The organism is Pseudomonadales bacterium (assembly GCA_013215025.1).
Lineage (GTDB): Bacteria > Pseudomonadota > Gammaproteobacteria > Pseudomonadales > DT-91 > DT-91.
Map to the genome: position 1 here is coordinate 1 of JABSRR010000084.1, position 11028 is coordinate 11028.

At 43.0% G+C, this 11028-nt stretch carries 12 protein-coding genes; 5 read left to right on the plus strand and 7 right to left on the minus strand.

Features of this window, described 5'->3' with window-relative positions; all coding sequences use genetic code 11:
* From HRU21_07480 to HRU21_07495, 4 genes are all read right to left on the minus strand, one after another.
* Positions 1 to 1250 (minus strand): cryptochrome/photolyase family protein (locus tag HRU21_07480; GenBank protein ID NRA42137.1); only part of this gene is annotated, 1250 nt, incomplete at its 3' end.
* Complete coding sequence (locus tag HRU21_07485; GenBank protein ID NRA42138.1) at positions 1247 to 2689, minus strand: DASH family cryptochrome; 1443 nt, start codon at positions 2687 to 2689, stop codon at positions 1247 to 1249. The genes HRU21_07480 and HRU21_07485, both read right to left, overlap by 4 nt.
* Before the next feature lie 250 nt (positions 2690 to 2939).
* Positions 2940 to 3248, minus strand: coding sequence for a hypothetical protein (locus HRU21_07490; GenBank protein ID NRA42139.1), 309 nt, complete (start codon positions 3246 to 3248; stop codon positions 2940 to 2942).
* A gap of 354 nt (positions 3249 to 3602) precedes the next feature.
* Entirely contained in the window at positions 3603 to 3878 is a 276-nt protein-coding gene (locus HRU21_07495) for a c-type cytochrome (GenBank protein NRA42140.1), read from the minus strand.
* Positions 3879 to 4268: 390 nt separating this feature from the next.
* Here HRU21_07495 and HRU21_07500 point away from each other — a divergent pair, with 390 nt between their 5' ends.
* Positions 4269 to 5252: an NAD-dependent epimerase/dehydratase family protein gene (locus HRU21_07500; protein ID NRA42141.1), complete on the plus strand. Its 984-nt coding sequence runs from the start codon at positions 4269 to 4271 to the stop codon at positions 5250 to 5252.
* A 314-nt stretch (positions 5253 to 5566) separates the two neighbouring features.
* On the opposite strand, the gene HRU21_07505 is transcribed toward HRU21_07500, so the two are convergent.
* A complete protein-coding gene (locus tag HRU21_07505) occupies positions 5567 to 5767 on the minus strand; it encodes a hypothetical protein (GenBank protein NRA42142.1) in 201 nt (66 codons plus the stop codon).
* A 221-nt stretch (positions 5768 to 5988) separates the two neighbouring features.
* On the opposite strand from HRU21_07505, the gene HRU21_07510 reads away from it, so the two are divergent.
* The gene (locus tag HRU21_07510) at positions 5989 to 6306 is read left to right on the plus strand and encodes a hypothetical protein (GenBank protein NRA42143.1); all 318 of its coding nucleotides are present in this window, start codon (positions 5989 to 5991) and stop codon (positions 6304 to 6306) included.
* Positions 6307 to 6344: 38 nt separating this feature from the next.
* On the opposite strand, the gene HRU21_07515 is transcribed toward HRU21_07510, so the two are convergent.
* Entirely contained in the window at positions 6345 to 6578 is a 234-nt protein-coding gene (locus HRU21_07515) for a hypothetical protein (protein ID NRA42144.1), read from the minus strand.
* A gap of 253 nt (positions 6579 to 6831) precedes the next feature.
* On the opposite strand from HRU21_07515, the gene HRU21_07520 reads away from it, so the two are divergent.
* On the plus strand, positions 6832 to 7191 hold the full coding sequence (locus HRU21_07520; GenBank protein NRA42145.1) for a hypothetical protein: 360 nt from the start codon (positions 6832 to 6834) through the stop codon (positions 7189 to 7191).
* 3 nt (positions 7192 to 7194) lie between these two features.
* Positions 7195 to 7461, plus strand: coding sequence for a hypothetical protein (locus tag HRU21_07525; GenBank protein NRA42146.1), 267 nt, complete (start codon positions 7195 to 7197; stop codon positions 7459 to 7461).
* Positions 7462 to 7618: 157 nt separating this feature from the next.
* Here HRU21_07525 and HRU21_07530 read toward each other — a convergent pair whose 3' ends face one another.
* Complete coding sequence (locus HRU21_07530) at positions 7619 to 10099, minus strand: MMPL family transporter (protein ID NRA42147.1); 2481 nt, start codon at positions 10097 to 10099, stop codon at positions 7619 to 7621.
* A gap of 160 nt (positions 10100 to 10259) precedes the next feature.
* On the opposite strand from HRU21_07530, the gene HRU21_07535 reads away from it, so the two are divergent.
* A partial coding sequence (locus HRU21_07535; protein NRA42148.1) for a hypothetical protein occupies positions 10260 to 11028 on the plus strand: 769 nt, incomplete at its 3' end.

An 11028-nucleotide genomic window follows, 5' to 3' on the forward strand; every position in this document is an offset into this window, starting at 1 on the left:
CGCGTGTTAGGCATTTCGACCCACTCAATCGCATCGATATAGATGCCAAGATACCAAGCATCAACCTGATCAGGGTCTATCCCCGCTAATAAGGCGAAGTTGCCGGTGATCATAAGTCGCTGAATATGGTGCGCATAGGCGAACTGCAATGATTGCTTAATCGCTTGCTGTAAACATTGCATTCGCGTTTCACCGGTCCAGAACCAGCTGGGAAGTTCTTGCTTTGCCTGCAGAGCATTTCGATTTGCGTAGTCCGGCATATTAATCCAGTACATACCGCGCATATACTCTCGCCAGCCAAGAATCTGTCTGACAAATCCCTCTACCTGAGCCAAGTCGATGGATGCGTTGTTTTCGTATGCATCGACGGCAGCATCAATCACCTCCTGCGGTGATAACATTTTGGTATTCAGCGCAAAGCTTAGTCGCGAGTGGTAAAGACTCCATGCGTGAGGGCTTTGCTGCGTCATCGCATCTTGAAAGCGTCCAAATTGCGGCAGTAGGGCAGTGCAAAAATATGCCAGCAACTGTAAAGCTTGCGGTCGATCAACTGGCCAGCGGTTGGTTTCAGCAGCATCACCAATGGTGTTCACATTATGTCTTTCAATGCGTTCAGCAATAGCCTGACTACACTGTGAAAAAACCAAGGGCTCGGGGATAGTCTCTAAATCATGGGCTTTAAAACTTTGCCGATTGGCTTGATCATAATTCCACTGTCCACCCAGCGGTTGGTCATCCTGCATTAGAATTTGAAAGCGCTTACGCATGCGACGATAAAACGCTTCCATACGCATAGCGGTGTTTGGCTTGAAGGCAGTAAAAATTTCATCATGGGCCAGTAAAAAATGCTCGCTGTCGACGCGCTGTATGTCAATATTGCTAGCACTTTGCCACTGCCGAAGCTGCTCTGATAATCGATATTCATCAGGCTGTTGGTAACAAACTTCGCTCACTTGATACTGCTCAGCTAACTGTTCAATCAATGCGGGTAACGATTTTGGCATCTCGGCAGTGCTATCAAGATCGAGATATAAACAGTCATGACCCTGTTCTAGCAATTGTTCGCTAAAACGCTGCATTGCGGCAAAGAAAGCGGTTATTTTTTGATGATGGTGCCTACAGTATTCAACTTCTTGCGGTAGCTCGGCTAAGACAAATAAAGTGTCTGCACTGACGGTAGAAAACCAGCTGTGCTGAATGTTTAGCTGGTCACCCAGTAGCCAGCATAATCGCCTGTACTGAGATTTCATAAGATTGGCCAGTCTGCAGCATCGACAGAATCATGTGCTTGTTGACTAAAATCTTCGTCGCCACACCAATGGCGAACATAATGCAGGTCGGGATCGTAAGTTTGTTGCTGTTTTTGTAAATTGAAGTGTCTGCCACCGCGAGGGTCAACGCCAACCCCAGCAATATATTGCCAATTGCCCCAATTCACTGAAACTTGATAATCCAGTAATTGGTGTTCAAACCATGCCGCGCCATAGCGCCAGTCAAGCTGAAGTTCGTTAACAAAGCAGCTGGCAACGATTTGCCGGCCGCGATTGCTCAAATAACCGGTGCTTTTTAACTCGCGCATACAAGCATTGACCAGCGGGTAAGCGGTATTGCCCTGGCACCATTTTTGAAAACGTTCACCATAATAGCCGGTTAACGGTGGTTTTTTTCTAAGACCTTTGAATGCAAATAACGAGGCTGATTGGCTAAGGCTTAACCAATGAAAATATTCACGCCACAATAATTCAAATATCATCCACTGGGTGGATTCATTTTGGCCACGTTGATGTTCGTATTGACATACCCAGTCATAGACACGCCGAACGGATAGGGCGCCGGTATTCAGCCATGCTGAAAACTTGCTACTGTGGTGAAAGCCAGTTAATTCGTTACGTGTGTGTTTATACGCTAATAAATAATCCTCAGCGAAATAATCTAACATATGTTGCTGAGCCGCAAATTCTCCACCGCTAACGAGTGGTTGCGCATCTATTGGCTTTGGCAAATACTGCGGTAAAGCATTGGCTGAAGAACTGTCTAAAGAATTGCCTGACTGTCGATCTGAAGAGCTCGCTGAATCAGAGACTTCAAACAAACTAAAGCCTGCCATCAAGGGCTTGTCGTCATGTGTTGAACCAATAACTGGTGGCGGCAGTAGGGTGGGTTTGTCGTAAGGCATGGCGATACTGTCAGTTGCCATCAATGCTCGATTTTTAAAAGGGGTAAAACCACCTTTAAGATTAGGAAAGCCTTTTTCAAGTTCAGCTGCAGGCAGCAACGTACTTTGGTCAAACTCAATTAACTGTGTGTTTAACTGTGTATCTAATAGTGACTGTTCAATGCTTGCTAGACTGCGTCGCTCATCCAAACCAAACTGGCGAGCTACCAATAGCTGGTCGATCTGAAAATGCTGACACAACTGCACAATAGCTTGTTCAGCAGTCGCATGAATAATATGCAGCTGCTGACCATAAGCCGCTAGCTGTGAGGCTAAGTCTTCAAGATTCTGTTGTAAAAATTGCCAGCGTAGCGCTCCCATCTGCGCAAGATGGTAGCGTTTAGCAGAAAACCACCTGGGGTCAACACAGTACACACAGAGTAACTGATCACTGTTGCAAGCGTGGTGTAAAATGGGGTTGTCATCGATGCGAAGGTCATGGGTAAACCAGTAAAGTGATTTTAGACCTTTCATTGAGCTGGGCTTCGACTGGTAATTTATCATAAGCAGTATTGTCTTATTAAAGCACAATATTTTTACGCGAGGAGCTAGTAGGGCGATTGCCAAGTGCAGATTATTTTTGGCAATCGAAAACTATGCGCATACCCAGTGATTATTAAGAAGACGNATGATTGCCGAGCGATTCTTGAACAGGCGATTCTTGAACAGGCGATTATTTAACAGGGCGTTTATAAATTGATTTACAAAACAGGACAAAACCTAGCTAGCTGTTTTGTGGTGTTGTAGAAATACTTAAGGTGTTATCACTGGCTTTACCTGGATGGCCAATCATTTCGTCATAGGGGCTATCATGCACCAGAGTGACTTTTTGAATTTGGCAAGTTTCAAAGTCTTTGTACACCTGACCAACTGAAAACGCGCGGTAGTCTTTGAAGCGTTTTTTGACCTTGAAATACTCACCGTTTCTGACCACTCGAACAGTATATAAGCTCTGGCATAGCGATAAAATTAACAACTCATCAATGGTTTCTTGTTTATCTTTGGCCAACTTCGATAAATTTAAGATGCGCATATAAATACCTAGTCAAATACAATTATTGAAAAGCATAATGCTTAGTGAATGAGAATACATCATGAAAAATTAAATCCAAAAGCGTAAGTTTTGATGGTGAATTTTTAGGTCCATTGCATAGTAATGTAGAACCTGTGCTTCTGGGTTTTTCATGGTTCATAGATTATGGCTTATAGAGTAATGCGGCGATGATAATTAATCATCGCAATACAATTCTTAATAACATGTCTAAATGCAAAATCTAGAAAGCAATTTGTATACTGATGTATGGATGTATATAAGTATCAACTTAAACAGATTCTGGATCAGAAAAAAGACGGCTATTGATTCAAATTGCTTATCGATTTGAAAAGTTTATTGTTTCGAGTAATAGTCAGCTAATGCCTCCATATCGGCGTCCGAAAGGCTGGCAGACTGACCAATCATAATCGCTGCATTGCCGCCTTTACGATTGCCGTTTTTGTAGGCTTTTAAAGAATCGATGATATAAGCCTTGTTTTGACCCTTTATTTTAGGGTAGTTAGGCATGATTGTTTTACCGCCATCTTGACCGTGGCATGCAGCACATTGCGCAGCTTTAGCCGGTGCTTCAGCCTTCGCCGTAAATGATAAGGCTAGGCTGAAAGTCATAAATACAATATAGGCTAAACGATTGATAGGGCTGTTGCGCAATAAGCGCGGGGAGATGTGGTTGAGCATGGAAAAATCCTAAGTCATAGTTTTGATAACTTACGCTGTAATCAGCAGCTTAGACCGCATTTGATATACATTTTCTCATCACATCAGATTAAATAAATAATCAATCAAGCTAAACCAATTGTACCTTTGCAACCACAGTTAAAGTCGCAATTAATATTTATCATGCCGCAAGCGGCTGCAGATTTTCTCTATATTCGTTTTTGCCACTATTCGTTTTTGCAGCTAAGTGTGTTCTTGCCCTTCAAGCTGCAAATCATTTCGTCAATATGCATCTAAGGCGTTTAGCTATACGTAGTTGCAGTATTATTTGGAGAGTTTTTTATGCGAGCAGATTACCCCACTACCGTTATTACTGGTGCGACAGGCTTTGTTGGTCGTTACGTAGTTGAGCGTTTGTTACGAGAGAAAGTCAACGTACGTTGCGTGATCCGTCACCGTCAAGATGGCTATAGTTTTGACAGTCACCCGCAGTTAAATTTTGTGGTTGGTGATATTTTAGAGCCTGAGAGTTTGTCAGCCGCTTTTAAAGGGGCTGACACCGTGATAAACATTGCCGGCTTGCGAGAGTTTTGGAGTAAAGACAGGTCGTTGTTCTATCAGCTTAATCATATTGGTGCCAAAAACGTGTTTGAAGCTTGTTTACAACAGCATGTTGCGCATGTGGTTCAGGTGAGCACGCCGCTTGCCTATGGTGTACCCAAGCAAATACCGTTTAATGAGATTACGCCAGCAGGTCCACACCCCAGTGATTATGCAAAAAGCAAATATCTTGGGGATCAAGCAGGTTTGAGCTTGCAAGCTGAGAAAGATTTGCCTTTGTCGATAGTGTACTTAGCCGCGGTGATTGGCGCTGGCGATGACAAAGAAACCATGGAAGTAAGACGCGCAGTAAAGCAAAAGATGCCTGCACTGGTGGGTGCAGATACACAGTATACCTATCTATATGTCAAAGATGCTGCTGAGGCCATTGTGCGCACAGCCATGCGCCAAGATACGATTGGTAAACGCTATTTGATTGGTACCGAGCGTGCAACCACACGTGAATATTTTGATATTATCGGTCGAATTGCTAATGTTAAGATTCCTAGTTTTAATATTCCAGAGAATTGGCTGATTCCTGTTGCCAAGGTCATGGAAGCGGTTTCGCACGTTACCGGCAAACGCCCAGAGCTGCCTATGGATGTGCTTAAAACAACGCAGGCAGGGTCATTATTATTTGACGGCAGCCTTGCTGAGCGCGAACTGGATTTATCATACACACCGCTTAAGACTGCCTTAACCGATGCAGTTGCGGATGTGAGTTAGACTTCATTGACGGTGTATTTAGTGCAAACCCAGTAGGAAAATATTTCCCGGTTTAAGGGCTTTCATGCAAAGTGCATCACTTCAATATGATTGGGTATTAGCCTTCTAAATTAGAGCAATTAGGGAATTTACTTAATAAATTTACTTAATAAGTAGTACTAAAGAAGTACTAAATTCTAAACCTTAAATACTTCGAAACCCTAATTGATCAAACAATATGGCAATTTACTTAGTGAAAATACTTAACTGCAATAGTTATTGGCTTGAGTAAGCCAAGGTAAATTAGCTAAATATATGAAGCTGTCTAGGTAATATCAGTGCTGGTAAGCAACTAAGACCTTGCCAGTTTTAGCTTCTAAAGCTCTGATTCTTGCTAATTGATCTTGGTTTAAGCGTGCTGGCTCTGGATCTGGCTCAAGCGCTACCAAAACAACATCCAGCTCATGCTCAAGCAATTGAATATCTTTCAGTGTTGTAGCATCGAGTTCTGCAGGGTGAAAATTTTCGGTATTCATCTGAAATCTCCGTTTCAACGAATTTACCTTTTGTTACGCATCAATATATAGCAAAGATCATCAGCAAAAATTCTTGGTCAAACAGGCAAAACCTTGTCTATGCTTATTCAATATACTATCGCGCAATGGATCGCTAAGAATGCTGACTGCGGCATGCTTCATAACAATTGGCCAGCATAATAAACTGTGACCCTTGGTTTTGAATTATTTTTGGAGGCTATATGCAAGCAATCCGTCTTTCATCACTTCAATCGCTAAAGGTTGATGAGTTAGTTGTACATTCAACCCGGCAAAACTTATATACCGTCAGAGCCGTGATCGATAATCAGTATTTCAAAGTGAATCAGGGCGCAAAAGCATACCAATCTCAGTCGATAGACCAAATCTTAACCGACTTTGCGCAAGTTGAGATCGTGAAAATCACCTTAATTCAAGATGGCGCCTATGATGAAATGATTGGCCAGCCATTAGAAAATCAGCCAAACGCATTGCATATTAAGCAACGCACATCGATCGATAAAAAATTGCCCAGCAGTTAAACGCTCAATTCTTGATTTTTAACCATAGCTTATCGGGCTTAGTGCTTACGTTTCGCCTGGGCTAGGTCTTTCTCTAACTCGCTAGCTTTGTAACGACTGTCTGCTAAGGCTTGCTTCAAGTCTTTAAGCTCTGTGCCGGCCTCAGCAAGAGATTGCTCTAATTGCTCAACCTGTTCAGAGAGTAATTTGGGATTATCACTTTTATTTGGCTTACATAAAAAATAGGTGATCGCGTTGCTGACGATCAATAGGGCAATGACAATAGCTAGCATAGTGTATGTATCGTTGTATTATGTATCGTTGAATATTGTGCGAGTGTTTCGATTTATCACTCAGCCTTGATGGCCAAATAATTCTTGTTACGAACTTATGTAATATTTGTACCTACGATTAGTATATAGTCCTAGTGCTAATTGTGTAATTAAAATCGGCTTCAGTTAATTCTTGATGATTGTTCTTATACAATATTTACGAATTCTTGTACCCTTGGCAATACAGCCGTGTTGTCGAATATAGGAAAGCACTGTGAAAACTAAGCCTCAAGTAGCCTGTTTATCTGAGCTGCTGGAAGATAACTGCCACTTTTATTTCGATCAAGCCAATGCTGTCGCTGAGATAAAAATTGAAGCCTGTACCCAGGCGCAATTCGACGTGCTACAGCAGCTATTGTCCGATCTCATCAAGAACGAGCATCAGGCTCAGCTATTTGATAAGCAAGCAAACTTGGATGAAAAAGCAGCAGGCAAAGACTATAGCCAGTATTTTGATGCAATTATGCAGTCTGCACTGTATAAGCCTGGCAACCCGCAGTTGGCTGTTATGCAGGTCGCTAAACAATATCATTTATCAGTAAGTGACTTGAAATTTGCCTTTATCAATCGATAAAATATGCACATGCAGCAAAAAAATATTACCTACACTAATGACCGCTTTGGCAAACTTGACCAAGTGTATTCCGATAAGTTTGGTCATTTATATATCGTGAATGAGCGAGGTCGCTCGTTGATGATGCCTACGCACAGCCCGCTTTCAACAATAGAACATTCACGCGCATTGGCTGAGTCCTTAATCGGGCATGATGTAAATGTCACTTTGAGTCAGGTGACAGAGCCTTGGGAGCCACAACAGTGGCTCTATCGTGTTAGAAAAGCTTAAGCTAAGAGTAAGCTAAGTAGAAAGCTAAGAGTAAGCTAAGTAGATTTATAAAGCTGTAAGTCAGCAGCCTGTTATGAATGCTATCCCTAACATCCGAAGCTATCCTTCTTTCCCTGTCTTTCGCATCCTTGCTTGCTTGCTAGCTTTAGCTTTAGTTTTAGCTGCTGACGGATCGCTGATCTAAACTGTTTTCTGGCTTATCTTCTGCAATGCTTACTTGATCAGACGCTTTATTGGGCTGCTTGCCCCAAAATTGCATGATCAGGGCTGGTGCTAAAATTAAATTCGCTAACAAGGCTAATATGATGGCAGTACTGAGCATCCAGCCGAATTCCTTATTGGTGGAAAGCGTACCAGACAGGTGTACGATAAAACCGCCCACAAGCACTACCGAGGTGAAAAAGATCGCTCTGCCACAGGTTTGTAAAGTTTTTTCAATAGCAACGCTGGGCGAGAAAGTTTCAGAATATCGTCTGAAATGATGCATAAAGTGAATCGTATCATCGACAGCAATGCCAATAATTACACAGCCCAATGTCGACGTAATGATATTCAAGGCGATGTCTAAGTGAGATACCAATCCAACGGTAATTAAGATTGGAATNACATTTGGAANAAATGCAATGAGACCATGACGAATATTGCCCATCAGCAGCACCATCACTAAAAAGACAAATGCAAAGGCGATCAAGTAACTCTGCATCGTATCTGTCAGCAAGGTGTACAAAGCTTCACCGAATATTGCCAGCAGGCCAACAAATTTAACCTCAGCGTTAGGGTAGCCTAGTCTTGCAAGCTCTGCCTGCATTGCATCGCGTATATCAATCACATACTCACGGTAATTAAGCACGTTTGACCAGGTGAATTGCACATCAAATCTAGCCATTTGTAATTTAAAGTCGGAATATTTAAATAAGTCATCTGAGCCACTCTCAAAAAGCAGCAGCTCTTGCGCCACCATCTGTTGTGACTCTGGAATGGCAAAATAGTCGGGCTGATTCGCATTTAATGCCTGATGCGTTTCTTTAACTACACTTAATATTGAGGTGGCATCAACCGCATTCACGCTGGCGTGTGGATAATTTTCAACCAGTAATTCAATTTGCTCTATTGCCTGCAAGACTTTGGGGTCATGCAGCGCATGATCTTGCTTGAAGTCGATAGTAATATGCGCGGTCAGCATGCCGTCCATTTCTTGGTCAACGAGCTCTATACCTTTGCGCAGGGGATGCTCTTTGGGGTACCAGCGCACAGGGTCATGGTCCAGTCGCACCTGCATTACGCCAATCAAGGCAATTACTGAAATCAAGCTAGATACGGCCACCACTTTTTTCGCATGATGAACGCCAAGCCAGCTAAAATACGCGATAACTTTGTCGACACCGCGCAACACCATGCCGGTTTTTTCTACCGCATGATCACCACTGGCCTGAGTGCGACGTTTGATCGGTAAAATAGTCAGCAAGCTTGGAACCAGCACCAAGGTATAAAACAACGCGGAGATAACGCCGATGGCACCGAACAAGCCTAAAGATCGGGTCGGCATAATCTCGGATGCATAAAATGACATCAGGCCAATTGATGTGGTTACTGTGGTAAGCAGCACAGCAATCGCGGTTTCTTTGATCGCGTGCGTGATTGCGGCGCGCTTTTCTTCGCCGTTATCATAATATTTATAAAAAATACTTAAGATATGAATTGCATCGGCGATGCCTACAGCAAGAATAAAGGTTGGAATAATTTGCGTGTTGCCATTGAAGGGGTAGCCTAGAGTAGGCCACATCGCAAAGGTGATGGCGAGCGATAAAAACACCACCAATAGCGGCAAAATGACACCTGATAAACGCCGAAACAACATAAACAGTAATAAAATAATCACTGCAAACCCTAAGCCTGTAGAGCGTCCAGTCGACTCTTGCATGTCGTTGGCAATCATATAGTTCATGGTTGGACCACCAGCATGGTAAAGCACAAAGTCAGCTTGGTTAAACTCCTCGACAATGCTAACAACCGCTTTCGAAAATTGCTCCTCTTCTTCAGGTTTTAGATATGACAGGCCCGAGGGCTGATTGGGGTCTTTTTCCGTGGAATACACCTTGGGATCAATCAGAAAGTTTAATACCTGCTGATTTTCACTGATGATCGCACCCAGGTAGTTTTCATTATTCAGCACAATCTCTTTGAAAGCGGGAATCTCAGCCTCAGTAGTGGGCCAGATTTCACTTAAGTCACCCACAATCATTTCATCTTCTTCGCCGCGCGTGTAGCGAACATTGGCGAGGCTGGTGACTTTTAACAAGTAAGGTAGGCGCTGCTCGATGGCCTCGTGAAAGGCACGAATTTTGTTTAAAGTTTCTAAATTAAACACGCTTTGCTGAGCATCTAAAACGACTAGCGCGCCCGGTGCATAATTAAAGCTGTTACGAAATTCGTTGTAGTCGTTTAGCGCTTGGTTGCTGTCTGGCAAAAAGGATTCAATGGATACATCAATCCAGCCATGGCGCACTAGCGGGATCACTGAAAACGTCAGTGCTAACGAGATCAGTAGCACGGTCCATGGTTTTTGAACCACGGTATCACTCCAGGCGGCAAAGAACAGCTCGATATTTTGACGTAGTTGGCTAAATGCTTTTGGCATGCGTTTCTTCTTATATAAAGTAAACTAGGCAGTCTACTTTCAGAGCCACATAGTATCTAGTTACAGCTTTGCAACTTTCTTTCTAATGCGATGCTAATGCCTTATGATGACGCTCGGCCCGGTATAAATGCTTACTTAATAATAAAACGGTGCAATACCTATGATTAGCAAACGCGCATGTCAACAATCCATCCTGATTAGCACAGCACTATTGAGTATGCTGAGTTGCAGCAAAGCCAGTGACGAACAGGCCAATAATAGGCTCTCGTCAGCAGCACAAGAGTCAGCTGGAATAACGATAAGTCTTGCACAATATTCACTGCCAGAGCTACAGTCAGTGGTGTTTTCAGATAATGATCAACAACTTTTCGCCAAGCTTGCCGCAGACTTTAAGCAGGATGAGCTGCCCTCGACTAGGTTGCCGCTTACATCTGAGCAGAGCATTATTAATCACCATGCCCATTATGCGGCTCAGTTTATTGACCAGTACCGTTTACTAGGTCATGCCGACGTTAGCATTCGACAAGGGTGTGACAAGATGGTTTATGCAAAACAACAATATTTGGCCAGCGATGATCAAGTGCTGCAGGTGCGTTCAAATTATCAAGAATCGCAAGACCTTGAAGGTAGCAGCATTACCTATGTATCTAACTACTTTTATCAAGTGAGTGAAGATAAGGTGGATATTAACCAGCGTGTTGAAGGGGATATTCAGCGTCAATTTAACGGTAGGATCATGCGACAGGCCCTGCCTGTTAAGTTACAAAAAAAATTCAATTCGGCAGCCAGAAGTGTTCTTGAATCATATGCCTACAAGCAGAACTGGTTAAACGATAGTGCTATGCCGTCATATTTTTTGTCATTGCCTGAAGATATTGATACTCAAGAAGTGCTTAATGTTATGCGGGTAAGCACAGACAAAACTCAGG